The organism is Streptomyces sp. NPDC006265 (assembly GCF_040613555.1).
Taxonomy (GTDB): Bacteria; Actinomycetota; Actinomycetes; order Streptomycetales; family Streptomycetaceae; genus Streptomyces.
In genome coordinates this window covers 1-13,487 of the sequence record NZ_JBEXSH010000152.1, presented here as the reverse complement: position 1 = coordinate 13,487, position 13,487 = coordinate 1, and the positions used below count along the sequence as shown (strand labels likewise).

Sequence of the window (13,487 nt, the reverse complement as noted above, 5' to 3'; positions counted from 1 at the left end):
GAGTACGTCCAGTACGAGGGCTTCCGGCCGGCACGCCGAGAGCACGCACCGGACGCCGCTCCTCAACGGGCAAACGTTGCCTGTCGCGGCACTAGCATGAGCGGCGTTGAAAGATCGAGGAAGGTGCGCCATGGCGAAAGCTGCCCGGCAGGCTCAGCCGCGGTCCAGTGTCTGGCTGGAGGGCAAGGCGCACCGGCGGCGCGGTGGCGGGCAGCCGTCGGGGCTGGACCGGCACCGGATCGTCGAGGTATCCGTGCGGTTGCTGGACGCCGAGGGGTTGCCGAAGTTCTCCATGCGGCGGCTGGCCGGCGAGCTGAACGTCACGGCGATGTCCGTCTACTGGTACGTCGACACCAAGGACGACCTGCTCGAACTCGCCCTGGACAAGGTCATGGGCGAGATGCGGCTGCCCGATCCGGACGCCGCCGGTGAGGACTGGCGGGACCAGGTGCGGGCGCTCGCCCGGGAGTACCGGACGCTGCTGGTGGGCCACCCCTGGGTGTCCGCGCTGGTCGGGGTCTTCCTCAACATCGGCCCCCACAGCCTGGCGTTCTCACGGGTCGTGCAGCGCGTCGTCCGCAGGACCGGGCTGCCCGCGAAACGCATGACGAGCACGATCTCGGCCGTCTTCCAGTTCGTCTACGGCTACGGCACCCTGGAGGGCCATCTCGCCTCCCGGGCCGCCGCCGGCGGCATGAGCGTGGACGAGTACTTCCAGCAGGCCCTGGACACCGTGACCGCCGCCCCGCAGGCCGCCGACGTCCTCCAGGAGTCCCGGGAGATCATGGCGGCGCGCGGCGGCGACACGGTCGCCGAGATGCTGGAGCGCGACTTCGGGTTCGCGCTGGAACTGCTGATCGCGGGCATCGAGGCGATGGTCGCCCGCGAGGCGGAAGCCGCCGGGGAGAGCTGACCTACTCCCCCTCCACCAGCCGCGCCGGGAACCCCCCGGTCGCCACCGGCCCCCACCGCTCGGGCGTGATCCGGATGATCGACTTGCCCTGCTTGAGCATGGCCGCGCGGTACTCGTCCCAGTCGGGGTGCTTCCCGGCGATGTTCCGGTAGTACTCCACGAGCGGTTCGACGGAGTCGGGGGAGTCGACGACCTCGGCCGTGCCGTCGATCTGCACCCAGGGGCCGTTCCAGTCGTCGCTGAGCACGAGCAGGCTCACGCGCGGGTCCCGCTTGGCGTTGCGGGTCTTGGCGCGCTCCGGGTAGGTGGAGACCACGATCCGGCCGGAGTCGTCGACACCGCAGGTCAGCGGGGAGCCCTGGGGACCGCCGTCGGTCCGCCGGGTCAGCAGGATCGCGTGGTGCCGGGGGCGTACGAAGTCGAGCAACTCGTCCAGGGAGACGCGGGTGTTCGTCGCGATGTTCGGTGCCATGGGCCGCAGCCTACGACGCCAGGGCTTCGGCGAGGTTGTCGTACACGGGGACGTCCCGGCGCAGGCCCATCAGCTCCAGGACGCGGCTGGTGATCCCCTCCGGCCGGGCCACCAGACGCACCGCGGCCCCGGGGCGCAGCCCGCGTCGTACGTCGTTGATGAGGCGGATGCCCTGGGAGTCCATGAAGGATGTCGTGGACAGGTCGAGGACGAGGACCTCGAGCCGGTCGCCGCGGGCTCGAACCGCGGACATGAGGAGCGGCAACAGCTCCGCCGCGTTGCAGAAGTCGATCTCGGCGGGCATCGTGAGGTGGACGCGGCCGGGGAGGTCGCGCGGGTCTGTGGGATTCGTGAAGAAGGTCACGGCACTCACCTGGCAGACGTTCGTCCGGATTCCGGTAAGGCCGCTTCCTGACCCGTGGTGCCATTCCACCATGCGGGGGGCGGGTGGCGGAAGCGCCCGTGGCGGCGTCGGCCGGACGTCACTTGGAGGCAACCGAACAGTTAGAGTGCTGTCCGTCCTGTGCTCGCAGTCGGGAATGTGCTGCGGAGCTCTCCTGCGCACGGCCGTTTGGCCGTGCATGCCGAAGAGGTTCGTGGTGGCTGCGTCCGAGTTTCCTGATTTGCCCCGTTTTCCGGTCGGCTACGAGCTGGCCGAAGCACTGACGGTGGCGTCGCAGCAACTGCACGAGACCCTCACACCCCACAGCACGCTGCGCACCGCGGTCCGGCTGGCCGTGCATCTCATGCCGGGCGCCGAACACGCCGGCATCTCCGTGATCGAGCGCGGCAACAAGATCCGCACGCTCGCCTGGACCGACGAGGTCGTGCGCTCCGCCGAGTCCCGGCACACCGGCCGCGAACAGCAGGGACCGTGGGACCAGTTGTGGAACAGCCCGGTCGCGCGGATAACGGACAGCGAGGCGGACGACGGCTGGGACGTGCTGGCGGCCCTGGGCCTGCGCTCGGCGCTGTCGCTGCGGCTGCGCGCCGACCGGCGCCGGCTGACCGTTCTCACGGCCTACGCACGCAAACCGGGCGCCTTCGACGAGGAGGCCACGCGCGTCGGCCGGCTGTTCAGCGCGCACGTCAGCATCGCCCTGGACTCCGCGACCGTGCACGAACAGCTCACCGAGGCCATGCACACGAGGGACCTGATCGGCCAGGCCACCGGCATCCTCATGGAGCGCCAGGGCATCGACGCGGCCGCGGCCTTCGAGAGCCTGGTGCGGGCCTCCCAGCGGGAGAACGTGAAGCTGCGCGATCTCGCCCGCCGGATCGTGGGTGCGCCCAACGCCCCCTGAGGTGAGCTGAATTACATCGGTGGCGTGTCCGGCCGGTGACGGGATACCCGTACGGTCATGAGCTCCGAGACGTCCGACACGCTGGACCAGGCGATGGTGCGCAGCAGTGGTCTCGACACCCTGCTGCGCGATCTGACCGACCGCGCGGTGCAGGAAGTGCCCGGCGCCGAGGCGTGCAGCATCACCGTGCGCCGTGCCGGCCGGCTGCTCACCCTGGCCGGCAGCGACGGCATGCCCAGTGGCCTGGACCTGCGGCAGTACGAGAACGGCTCGGGGCCCTGTGTCGACGCGGCCGAGACCGGCGAGGAGCAGTACGCCCCGGATCTGACCGAGGAGTCGCGCTGGCCTTCGTACCCGGAGTACGCGCTGTCCGCGGGCGTCCGCTGTGCGCTGGCGGTACCGGTCGCCGTCGAGGGCGAGGGCGGCGCTGCGATCAACTTCTACGGGGTGCGGGCCGGAGCGCTGGGCACGGGCCGGGACGCGGCCCGTGCCTTCGCGGCCCGGTCCGGGGACGCGATCGACGTGGCGCTGCGGATCGAGCGCCGGCGCCAGTCGGCGGCCGATGTGCGCACCGCGCTGCTCTCCCGCAGCGTCATCGACCAGGCGATCGGCATCCTGATGGCCCGGGAGCGGATCGACGCGCGGATCGCGCTGGAGCGGCTGCGCCGGGCCTCGCAGGACCGGAACGTCAAGCTCCGGGACCTGTGCGGCCAGTTGGTGGCGAGAGTGTCCGCCCCGGACTCACGCCGTGGGAAGTGATTCGCCCTGCACGGCCTGGATGTCCAGCTCCACCTTGAGCGTCGTGCCGACGGCGGCGATGCCCGCCCGGAGGACCTGGTTGTAGTTCATCGCGAAGTCCTCGCGGTGCAGCTCGGTCGTGGCGCGGAACGCCGCCCGGGTGCCGCCCCATGGGTCCGGACCCGTGCCGAGGTAGGCCAAATCGAGGTCCACGGGCCGTACGACCCCGTGCATGCCCAGTTCGCCGTGGACGGTCCACCGGTCGGACCCGGTCGCCGTCAGCCCCGTGGACCGGAAGGTGATCTCCGGGAACCGCTCGACGTCCAGGAAGTCCGGCGACTTCAGGTGTCCGTCGCGCATGCCGTTGCCGGTGTCGACGGACGCGGCCCGGATCACCGCCTCCACACGCGACTTGGTGACGTCGTCCGGGGCGATCTCGATCGAGCCGGAGAACTGCGTGAACCGGCCGTGCACGCTGGAGATGCCCAGGTGCTGGGCCACGGCGGCCACGCTGGAGTGCACCGGGTCGACGGTCCACGGCCCGGGCGTCGGCAGCTCGGTGCCGCCTTGCCGGGCCAGCGTCACCGAGCCGACCCCGGCCCGCCCGCTCGCCGTGACGATCACGCTGGAGGCCGCGGGCGCATAGCCCACCGCCGTGACGATGACGGTGTACGCCCCCGGCTCCATCGGCGTCGCGTCCCGTACGGCGCCCTCCGCGTCGGCCTCGGCCCGCAGCACCTGCGCACCGGTCATGTCCGCCACCGTGACGACCGCGTGCGACACGGCCCATCCGTCCCGGGTACGGATCCTCGCGGTCAGTCCCATCTCAGCTACTCCTCAGAAAGAAGCCGGCCCGCGACAGGGGGCGCACCTCCGCTCAGAGCGCGCCCACCCGTCACGGGCCGGGGTCGTTGCTACTCGCCGGGGTGGGCGAGTTCGATGTCGTGGGCGTCGGTGCCGGCGCCCGTGACCGTCAGGGCGGTGGCCACCGGCGGGTAGCCCGTGGCGATGACCGTGTACTCGCCGCCGTCCAGGTCGGTGAAGGCGTACGCCCCGTCCGTCCCGGTCGTGGCCGAGCCGACGACATTGCCCGCCTGGTCGACCAGCGTCACCCGGGCATCGGCCAGCGGGCCGTGCGGGGCGTGGACGACACCCTGGACGCGGGCGCCCGAGTCCAGGTCGATCTCGACCCGGGTGACCCCGGCGCCGCCCACCTCGACGGGCAGGGCGCGCGGCCGGTACCCGGCGGCGTTCACCGCGACGGTCACCGCCCCCGGCACCAGCTCGGCGAAGGAGAACTCGCCCTGCTCACCCGTGGTCCCGTTGGCCAGCAGGTCCCCGCGCACATCCGTCACGATGACCATGGCGTCCTTGACCTGCTGTCCGCTCTCGGCGGCCCGCACCAGGCCGGTCAGCCCGCTGGTGCCGCTGAGCAGGATGTCGTAGGCGACCGGCTCGCCGTTCACCACGACCGTGGACGCCTGGGGCTGGAAGCCGTCGGCGGAGGCGATCAGGACGTACGACCCGGAGCCCGGGACGTCCACCGCGTACGAGCCGTCGGCCTGCGCCACGGACCGGCCCAGCTGGCGCCCGGCCGGCGAGATCAGCGTGACGGCGGCCTGCGGCACGGGCGCGGACTCGGCACCGCGGACGAAACCACGGACCGGAACACCGCCCCCACCCCAGACAGGCTCCTCGGCACGGGCCACCGTGGCGACGGCGGCGAGCCGCTGCGTCTCCTCGGACCAGGTCCCCTCGGCGGCCGCGGTCTCGGCCACGGCCCAGCTCGGCGCGGCCTTCTCCGCTTCGACAGCCCCTGCGGCGGCCTCGGCCGGAACGGCGGCAGGCGTCTCCGGTTCGGCGGCCTGCGCCAGCCCGCCCTTGGTCTTCAACGGGACCTCCTTGATGAACAGCGCCACCAGCAGGGCGAGCAGCGCCATCGGGGCCGAGTAGAGGAACACGTCCGCGACACCGTGGCCGTAGGCGCTCTCCACGATGGTGCGGATCGGCGCGGGCATCGTGCTCAGGTCGGGGATGCCGCCGCCGCCCGTGCCGGCGTGACCGAGGGCCGCCCCCTTGGGGCCGAGGTCGGCGAGGCCGTCCTTGACGTAGTCGGTGATCCGGTTGCCCAGGACCGCGCCCAGGGCGGAGACGCCCACCGCACCGCCGAGGGACCGGAAGAAGGTCACCGTGGAGCTGGCGGCACCCAGGTCGCCCGGCTCCACCTGGTTCTGCGTGCACAGCACCAGGTTCTGCATCATCATGCCGATGCCGAGACCCAGCAGCGCCATGAAGATCGCTATGTGCCAGTACTCGGTGTCGTACCGGATCGTGCCCAGCAGGCCGAGGCCCGCGGTCACCAGCACACCGCCGGCGATCAGCCATCCCTTCCAGCGCCCGGTCCGGGTGATGACCTGGCCGGAGACGGTGGAGGAGACGAACAGGCCCGCGATCATCGGGATCGTCATGACGCCGGACATCGTCGGCGACTTGTCCCGGGCCAGCTGGAAGTACTGGCTGAAGAAGACGGTCCCGGCGAACATCGCGACACCGACGAACAGGGAGGCCACGGAGGCCAGTGCGATGGTGCGGTTGCGGAACAGGCGCAGCGGGATGATCGGCTCGCTCGCCTTGGCCTCGACGAGGACGAACAGCGCGAGCAGCGCCAGCGAACCGCCGACCATGGCGTACGTCTGCCAGGACACCCAGTCGTACTTGTCACCGGCGAAGGTGACCCAGACCAGCAGCAGGCAGACGGACGCCGTGATGAAGAAGGCGCCGGCCCAGTCGACCTTGACCTTCCGCTTGACCACGGGCAGGTGCAGGGTCTTCTGCAGCACGATCAGGGCGATCACGGCGAAGGGCACGCCGACGTAGAAGCACCAGCGCCAGCCGAGCCAGTCGGTGTCGGTGATGACACCGCCGACCAGCGGGCCGCCGACCATGGCCGTGGCGAAGGTGGCGCCGAGGTAGCCGTTGTACCGGCCGCGCTCACGCGGCGAGATCATCGCCGCCATGATGATCTGGGCCAGCGCGGACAGACCGCCCATGCCGATGCCCTGGACCGCGCGGAAGGTGATGAGCGTGCCCGGGTTCTGGGACATGCCGGCCGCCGCCGAACCGAGCACGAAGATGACCAGCGCGAACTGGATCAGCAGCTTCTTGGAGAACAGGTCGGCGAGCTTGCCCCACAGCGGGGTGGAGGCGGTCATCGTCAGCAGGGACGCGGTGACGACCCAGGTGTAGGCGCTCTGGCCGCCGCCGAGGTCGCTGATGATCCGGGGCAGGGCGTTGGAGACGATCGTCGACGACAGGATCGCGACGAACATGCCGAGCAGAAGGCCGGTGAGGGCCTCCATGATCTGCCGGTGCGTCATCGGAGCGCCGTCGCCGGAGGAGCCGTGGGAGCCTCCCCCGTGCTTGGCATGAGCCCGCACACCGGCTGGTGTGGTCGTTGCCATGGGCTTCCTTTTCTTACGTGCTTGCGGGTGTACGGGTGGTCTGGTCGAAAGCGGCCGGCGCTGCCCGGGTCCCGGGCCGGCAGTCGAAGCTCTCCCTCAGCCGCGCCATGAGGTTCGTGAGCTGGCCGACCTCCTCGTCGGTCCAGTCGCTCAGGCGCTCGGCGAGGACCTCGGTGGTCCGCCGGGACAGCTCGTCGAGCTGTGTGTGGCCCGCGGGTGTGAGGCGCAGGATGCGTGAGCGTTTGTCCGCGGGGTCGGGGGAGCGTTCGATCCAGCCCCGGTCCACGACGTGCGCGACGTGGCGGCTGGTGACCGACATGTCCACCGCCAGCAGCTCGGCGAGCTTGCTCATGCGCATGTCGCCGTGGCGGCCCAGCAGGGTCAGCACGGCCGCTGACCCGCCGGGGCACTCGGCGGGCATGATCCGTCCGAGCTCCCGCTTCACGGCGCCGAAGGCGCTGAACTGGCGGACCAGCTCTTCGTACTGCGCCTTTTCGGCCATGACACCTCCTGCTTTCGTTGCTTAGGGCAACCATAGGAGCTGTTGGTTGCTGCAGGCAAATAAAAGAGGGGGCTGCGGCATAAAGAGTTGGCAAAGGCAAGTATTGCGGGAGTAAGCGCACTGATGGTGAGCGCAGCGGTACGGGTCGGGCGGGGGCAAACGGAACCCCAACCCCCACTTGGGGAGCCCCGCCGTTTTCGCTAGGGTCTCGGGCCATGGCTAACAACCAGGCCCCGCAGGGCAATCACGACCCCGCCGGCAGCACCCAGATGTTCCGCGCGTTCGTCGACGAGGCCCCGCAGGGCCGTCGGGCGGCGGCCCCGTCCAGCGGCGGCCCGCGCATCGGCCTCATCCTCGGCGTGGTCGCCGCCGTGGCGATCGTTGCGGCGGTGGCCTGGCTGGCACTGGCGTAACGCGCACGGCTGTTGCCGCTTCCAGGTGGTGGGCGTAGCGCCTGAGGCCGGGTGGTCCGCAGCCCTGCGGAGCGGGGTGCCGCTCTCCTTGGGCCGGGTGCCACCCCCAGCAGCACGCCCACCCCCTAGGGGGGCGAACCACGACGCGCCCGCACCCGCGTACGGCGAGAAGGGGCCGTGTCGGGGGCTGTCCGCCCGCAGCGGTTGGCGCGTCAACGCCGGTCAGTCCGTATGGAGGTCCATCGCGCCGTTACGAGGACGGACACCCCCCGGCGCAGTCCCGACCCCACCCAACAGTCAGGCGAAACGGACGCGCCCCCCACCACCGGAGGCACAGGCAAACGGCGCGGCCCCAACGACCGCGCCCCAGCCCTCCGTCAGGACTCCGTCAGTCCGAGATCAGGCCTTCCCGGAGCTGCGCCAGCGTCCGGGTCAGCAGCCGGGAGACGTGCATCTGCGAGATGCCGACCTCCTCGCCGATCTGCGACTGCGTCATGTTCGCGAAGAAGCGCAGCATGATGATCCGCCGCTCCCGAGGTGGCAGCTTCGCCAGCAGCGGCTTCAGGGACTCGCGGTACTCCACACCCTCCAGCGCGGTGTCCTCGTACCCCAGCCGGTCCGCCAGCGACCCCTCGCCACCGTCGTCCTCCGGCGCCGGCGAGTCCAGCGAGGACGCGGTGTACGCGTTCCCCACCGCCAGCCCGTCGACGACGTCCTCCTCGGACACTCCGAGCACAGCGGCCAGTTCGGTCACCGTCGGCGACCGGTCCAGCTTCTGCGAGAGCTCGTCACTCGCCTTGGTCAGCGCGAGCCGCAGCTCCTGCAGCCGGCGCGGCACCCGCACCGACCACGACGTGTCCCGGAAGAACCGCTTGATCTCCCCGACCACCGTGGGCATCGCGAACGTCGGGAACTCCACGCCCCGTTCGCAGTCGAACCGGTCGATCGCCTTGATCAGCCCGATCGTGCCGACCTGGACGATGTCCTCCATCGGCTCGTTGCGGGACCGGAACCGCGCGGCGGCGTACCGCACCAGCGGGAGATTGAGCTCGATGAGCGTGTCACGGACGTACGCACGCTCGGGGCTGTCCTCGTCGAGCGCGGCCAGCCGCTGGAACAGGGAGCGGGACAGGGTGCGGGTGTCGATGGCGCCCGCAGCCGGAAGGACCGGAACGGGCTCGGCCGGGAGGGCCGGTACGTCATCGATGGGGCCGAGTGAGTCGAGAGCATGGGGAGCTCTCTCGCTCTCCGCGAGCGTGAGCACCTTCGAGCTGCCCTGTTCTGCGGACATGCCACCCCCTTTGGGTCGCGGGACGGTCGCGGCGAACGTCCCCGTCGGAGGAACGCAGCCTTCACCTGAATACCGGCGCCGAAGCTCCGGCAAACGCGCTTCCCGCAGAATGTCACATGTCGGCAACACGCTGTAGTGACATGTCGACATCTGAGACGCGAATCCGCCCTGAAAACAGGGGGTCTGACGGCTTATCGGCTCTCAACTGTCGGGAACTGCCCTGATGAGCGATTCCCTCTCCTCGGTGACCTTTCGCTAACGTTTGCGATCACGCGTCGATACGGTTCGCAGACCGCAATCTCTGGAAACTACGCGCGAGTAGCCGCGAGACATGCATCTGCGAAACACCGAGCTCCGCGCTGATCTGAGACTGCGTGAGATTGCTGTAGTACCGCAGCAGCAGGATCCGCTGCTCCCGCTCGGGCAGCTGGACGAGCAGGTGCCGTACGAGGTCCCGGTGCTCCACGCCGTCCAGCGCGGGATCCTCGTAGCCGAGCCGGTCCAGTAGCCCCGGCGGCCCGTCGCCCTCCTGCGCGGCCTCCAGGGAGGTCGCGTGGTACGACCGCCCGGCCTCGATGCAGGACAGCACCTCGTCCTCCGTGATGCGCAGCCGCTCGGCGATCTCCGAGGTCGTCGGGGTCCGCCCGAAGGAGGTCGTCAGGTCCTCCGTCGCGCTGTTGACCTGTACCCACAGCTCGTGCAGCCGGCGCGGCACATGGACGGTGCGGACGTTGTCACGGAAGTACCGCTTGATCTCGCCGACGACCGTCGGCATGGCGAACGTCGGAAACTGCACACCCCGGTCCGGGTCGAAGCGGTCGATGGCGTTGATCAGCCCGATGGTGCCGACCTGGACGACGTCCTCCATCGGCTCGTTGCGGGAGCGGAATCGGGCGGCCGCGTAGCGCACGAGCGGGAGGTTCGCCTCGATGAGCGCCCCCCGTACGCGGTCGTGCTCCGGCGTGCCCGGCTGGAGCTCCTTGAGCTCCGCGAAGAGGACCTGTGTGAGCGCCCGGGTGTCGGCACCACGGCTGCTCCGCTGAGGCGCGGCCGGAGCGGTCTCCGGAGCGGCTGCCTGAGGGGGCGCTGCCTGAGAGGGTGCTGCCTGCGAAGGCGCCGTCTGTAGGGCCGGCGCTTGAGGGGCCGGTGCTGGAGGGGACGGTGCCTGAGGTGCGGTACTGGCCAGCACGGTCAACTCCACCTCGTCATCGTCAACTCATCCGTCAACTCTTCCATCAAAAGCGGTCATAGCATCACAAGACATGTGCACTGTGTGCAAGCACCCCATAACTACGTGTTGAGTGATGAAAGCCGCACAAATCAACTCAGGCAACAGAAGAGCCCCCTGTCGCAGCGACAGGGGGCCGAGGCGGGCGACCGGCGGACGGTCTCAGAACTCGTAGTCCGCGATCACCCACGTGGCGAACTCCCGCCACAGCGCGACCCCCGCCTGGTGGGCCGGGTGCTCCACGTACCGCCGTAGCGCGTCCGCGTCGTCGCAGGCCGAGTTGATGGCGAAGTCGTAGGCGATGGGACGGTCGCTGACGTTCCAGCCGAGCTCCCAGAAACGGAGCTCCGGGATCTTGCCGCCGAGCGTGCGGAACGCCTCGACGCCCTTCACGACCCGGGGGTCGTCGCGCTCGACGCCCTCGTTGAGCTTGAAGAGAACCAGGTGGCGGATCATCACTTTCCTCCCTTGGCGACCCACGTGGCGAAGTCGCCGAGGGCCCCGGCGGCGTCCGAAATGCCCTGGAATCCTATGAGGACGTAGTCAGCCGCCGTCTGCGGGTCCGTGATGATCACGTACAGCGCGAAGACCACGAGGGCGTAGACGGCGACCTTCTTCGCGTTCACCGCCATCGCGGCCTCCCCTGTCACTGGTGTCTCATGCAGCGCACATGATCGCACGAAGGGCCGATCACACGAAGGGGCTGATCGCACGAAGGGCCCCGTCTGACGACGGGGCCCTTCTCAAGCGGTAGCGGAGGGATTTGAACCCTCGGTGACTTGCGCCACACTCGCTTTCGAGGCGAGCTCCTTCGGCCGCTCGGACACGCTACCGAGGGAGACCTTACAGCAAGGTGCCGCATGCTTTGAAATCGGTATTCAGCGACCGCGGAAGAACGCGGTGAGCACTCCGGCGCACTCCTCGGCGAGCACACCCTCGATCACTTCGGGGCGGTGGTTGAGCCGCCGGTCGCGGACGAGATCCCAGAGGGAGCCGGCCGCGCCGGCCTTCTCGTCGTGGGCGCCGTAGACCAGCCGGTCGACGCGGGACTGCTGGATCGCGCCCGCGCACATCGTGCAGGGCTCCAGTGTCACCACGAGGGTGCAGCCGGCGAGCCGCCACGCGCCGAGGGCGGCCGCGGCCCGCCGCAGGGCGAGGAGCTCCGCGTGGGCCGTCGGATCGCCGCCGGCCTCGCGTTCGTTGTGCCCGGCCGCGAGCACGGTCGTGCCGTCCGGGGCCAGGACGACGGCGCCGACGGGGACGTCCCCGCCCCGGACGGCCTCGGCGGCCTCGTCCAGGGCGAGTCGCATCGCGGGCCGCCAGGGGTCCCGGACCGGATCCGGCGGGCCCGCGGGGACCGGATCCGGCGGACCCGCGGCGGCACGACCGGTCAGCGGACGGTCTCCAGGGTTTCCGAGGCGCCCAGGGACTCGGCGATCTCGGTGACGGCGTCCGTCGACATCAGGCGCAGTTGTTTCTCGCTCACGCCGAGGTCGTCCAGGATCAGGGCGTCGCCGACCGGGCCGTGCGGCACGTCGGCGGCCCCGGCGATCCCGGCGCTTTCCTCGGCGGCGTCGTCGTCCTCGTCGGCTTCACCGTCCTCGGTGCCGTCGAGGTCGAGGGCATCGAGGTCGTCCCCGTCGTCCGGATCGCGGCCGAGCAGCTCGTCGGTGAGCAGGATCTCGCCGTAGCTGCTGCGGGCAGCGGCGGCGGCGTCCGAGACGTAGATGCGAGGGTCTTCCTCGCCGTCCACCCGGACGACGCCGAACCAGGCGTCCTCCTGCTCGATGAGCACGAGCACCGTGTCCTCGTCGGGGGAGGCTTCACGGGCCAGGTCGGCCAGATCCGACAGGGTCTCCACATCGTCGAGCTCTGTGTCGCTCGCTTCCCACCCGTCTTCGGTGCGCGCGAGCAGTGCGGCGAAGTACACCGTGACTCTCCCACTGGTCATAGGCGTGCCGGTTGGGGGTCCCCCCGGCGGAGGTTACGGGCGGGGAGTGCTCGTCCGAGCCCCACCCACTCGGAATCGTGGCAGAAACAAGGCGTTCAGGGGACGTCTTCGGCTCCCTGTGTTGGGCAGTTCTGCCCGCACGCCCGTTGCCGCCACCTGCGGATCGTACGCGGCTTTGCCCCGCTCCACGCACGGTCAACCGCGACAAACTCCGCGCGGTTCGTGATCTTTGCCGGGGGTTTCCTCACCCGTTTCCTACCAGCGGAAGGTGCGCATGCGCATGGCGTGGCGCAGCCGGGCCGTCTTCGCGCGGCGCGGCTGGACGCGGTCGCGCAGCTCCCGGGCCTCGGCCAGATCGCGCAGGAACCGGGCGCGACGCCGGCGGCGCTCGGCGTCGGACTCGTCGGTCCCGTTCGTCTGGTCGGGCCCCGGGCCCGCCCCCGGCCGTAGACGCGGCGACGGATCGTCTCGGAAATCCCGGTCGGGCATCTGGTTCACCACCCCCAGTCCGTCTTTCCCACATTCCCCCGGACGGGGGGTTTGACGCCAGCGTTCGAGTGACGGCCGGACGGCGGCCTTGCCGTGCGGTCCGGGGCACTCCGCCCGGTTAATGTTGTGGACATGCGTCTCCACGTCGTCGACCACCCTCTGGTCGCCCACAAACTCACCACGCTGCGCGACCAGCGCACCGACTCCGCGACCTTCCGCCGTCTCGCCGACGAGCTGGTCACCCTGCTCGCCTACGAGGCCACGCGTGACGTGCGCACCGAACAGGTCGACATCCAGACGCCGGTCGAGCGGACCACGGGCGTCAAGCTGTCCCACCCGCGGCCGCTGGTGGTGCCGATCCTGCGGGCCGGGCTCGGCATGCTGGACGGCATGGTCCGGCTGCTGCCGACCGCCGAGGTGGGTTTCCTCGGCATGATCCGCAACGAGGAGACGCTGCAGGCCTCCACGTACGCGACGCGGATGCCGGAGGACCTGTCGGGGCGTCAGGTGTACGTGCTCGACCCGATGCTCGCCACCGGCGGCACGCTGGTCGCGGCGATCCAGGAGCTGATCCGGCGTGGCGCCGACGACGTGACCGCCGTGGTGCTGCTGGCCGCCCCCGAGGGCGTCGAGATCATGGAGCGCGAGCTGGCGGGCACGCCGGTGACGGTCGTGACCGCCTCGGTCGACGAGCGGCTGAACGAGCACGGCTACATCGTGCCGGG

17 protein-coding genes and 1 tRNA gene are annotated in these 13,487 nt (G+C 70.4%); 5 read left to right on the top strand and 13 right to left on the bottom strand.

Annotated features, from left to right (window positions below; genetic code table 11):
* Positions 1–130 precede the first annotated feature (130 nt).
* Positions 131–913, top strand: coding sequence for a TetR/AcrR family transcriptional regulator (locus ABZ281_RS15260; RefSeq protein WP_356655652.1), 783 nt, complete (start codon positions 131–133; stop codon positions 911–913).
* A 1-nt stretch (position 914) separates the two neighbouring features.
* On the opposite strand, the gene ABZ281_RS15255 is transcribed toward ABZ281_RS15260, so the two are convergent.
* On the bottom strand, positions 915–1,385 hold the full coding sequence (locus ABZ281_RS15255; RefSeq protein WP_356655650.1) for a PPOX class F420-dependent oxidoreductase: 471 nt from the start codon (positions 1,383–1,385) through the stop codon (positions 915–917).
* Between the two features lie 10 nt (positions 1,386–1,395).
* Positions 1,396–1,689, bottom strand: coding sequence for an STAS domain-containing protein (locus tag ABZ281_RS15250; protein WP_356655658.1), 294 nt, complete (start codon positions 1,687–1,689; stop codon positions 1,396–1,398).
* Positions 1,690–1,966: 277 nt separating this feature from the next.
* On the opposite strand from ABZ281_RS15250, the gene ABZ281_RS15245 reads away from it, so the two are divergent.
* Complete coding sequence (locus tag ABZ281_RS15245) at positions 1,967–2,689, top strand: GAF and ANTAR domain-containing protein (RefSeq protein ID WP_356655648.1); 723 nt, start codon at positions 1,967–1,969, stop codon at positions 2,687–2,689.
* Between the two features lie 57 nt (positions 2,690–2,746).
* A complete protein-coding gene (locus tag ABZ281_RS15240) occupies positions 2,747–3,448 on the top strand; it encodes a GAF and ANTAR domain-containing protein (RefSeq protein WP_356655646.1) in 702 nt (233 codons plus the stop codon).
* On the opposite strand, the gene ABZ281_RS15235 is transcribed toward ABZ281_RS15240, so the two are convergent.
* The 3 genes from ABZ281_RS15235 to ABZ281_RS15225 all read right to left on the bottom strand — a co-directional run bounded on the left by ABZ281_RS15235 (position 3,431) and on the right by ABZ281_RS15225 (position 7,390).
* On the bottom strand, positions 3,431–4,252 hold the full coding sequence (locus tag ABZ281_RS15235) for a YceI family protein (RefSeq protein ID WP_356655644.1): 822 nt from the start codon (positions 4,250–4,252) through the stop codon (positions 3,431–3,433). The two genes, ABZ281_RS15240 and ABZ281_RS15235, sit on opposite strands and share 18 nt — an antisense overlap.
* Positions 4,253–4,341: 89 nt before the next feature.
* Positions 4,342–6,888 (bottom strand): MFS transporter, encoded by a 2,547-nt coding sequence (locus ABZ281_RS15230; protein WP_356655642.1) that lies wholly within the window; start codon positions 6,886–6,888, stop codon positions 4,342–4,344.
* Positions 6,889–6,901: 13 nt separating this feature from the next.
* Positions 6,902–7,390 carry a MarR family transcriptional regulator gene (locus ABZ281_RS15225; RefSeq protein WP_142162162.1) on the bottom strand — a complete coding sequence of 163 codons (489 nt, stop codon included), beginning with the start codon at positions 7,388–7,390 and terminating at the stop codon, positions 6,902–6,904.
* Between the two features lie 215 nt (positions 7,391–7,605).
* Between ABZ281_RS15225 and ABZ281_RS15220 the strand changes: the two genes are divergently transcribed.
* Complete coding sequence (locus ABZ281_RS15220) at positions 7,606–7,803, top strand: hypothetical protein (RefSeq protein ID WP_356655640.1); 198 nt, start codon at positions 7,606–7,608, stop codon at positions 7,801–7,803.
* 388 nt (positions 7,804–8,191) lie between these two features.
* On the opposite strand, the gene ABZ281_RS15215 is transcribed toward ABZ281_RS15220, so the two are convergent.
* The 8 genes from ABZ281_RS15215 to ABZ281_RS15180 all read right to left on the bottom strand — a co-directional run bounded on the left by ABZ281_RS15215 (position 8,192) and on the right by ABZ281_RS15180 (position 12,762).
* Entirely contained in the window at positions 8,192–9,094 is a 903-nt protein-coding gene (locus ABZ281_RS15215) for an RNA polymerase sigma factor SigF (protein WP_356655638.1), read from the bottom strand.
* Between the two features lie 268 nt (positions 9,095–9,362).
* Positions 9,363–10,283, bottom strand: coding sequence for an RNA polymerase sigma factor SigF (locus ABZ281_RS15210; RefSeq protein ID WP_356655636.1), 921 nt, complete (start codon positions 10,281–10,283; stop codon positions 9,363–9,365).
* A 201-nt stretch (positions 10,284–10,484) separates the two neighbouring features.
* A complete protein-coding gene (locus ABZ281_RS15205; protein ID WP_356655634.1) occupies positions 10,485–10,778 on the bottom strand; it encodes a Dabb family protein in 294 nt (97 codons plus the stop codon).
* Positions 10,778–10,954, bottom strand: coding sequence for a hypothetical protein (locus ABZ281_RS15200; protein WP_266460659.1), 177 nt, complete (start codon positions 10,952–10,954; stop codon positions 10,778–10,780). Before ABZ281_RS15200 ends, ABZ281_RS15205 begins: the two co-directional genes overlap by 1 nt.
* 116 nt (positions 10,955–11,070) lie before the next feature.
* Positions 11,071–11,155: transfer RNA gene (locus ABZ281_RS15195), tRNA-Ser, on the bottom strand.
* A gap of 45 nt (positions 11,156–11,200) precedes the next feature.
* Entirely contained in the window at positions 11,201–11,632 is a 432-nt protein-coding gene (gene tadA / locus ABZ281_RS15190; protein ID WP_356655632.1) for a tRNA adenosine(34) deaminase TadA, read from the bottom strand.
* 80 nt (positions 11,633–11,712) lie between these two features.
* Positions 11,713–12,252, bottom strand: coding sequence for a hypothetical protein (locus ABZ281_RS15185; protein WP_356655656.1), 540 nt, complete (start codon positions 12,250–12,252; stop codon positions 11,713–11,715).
* Positions 12,253–12,528: 276 nt separating this feature from the next.
* A complete protein-coding gene (locus ABZ281_RS15180) occupies positions 12,529–12,762 on the bottom strand; it encodes a hypothetical protein (RefSeq protein ID WP_356655654.1) in 234 nt (77 codons plus the stop codon).
* Between the two features lie 132 nt (positions 12,763–12,894).
* Between ABZ281_RS15180 and upp the strand changes: the two genes are divergently transcribed.
* Positions 12,895–13,487 (top strand): uracil phosphoribosyltransferase (gene upp / locus ABZ281_RS15175; RefSeq protein ID WP_356655630.1); only part of this gene is annotated, 593 nt, incomplete at its 3' end.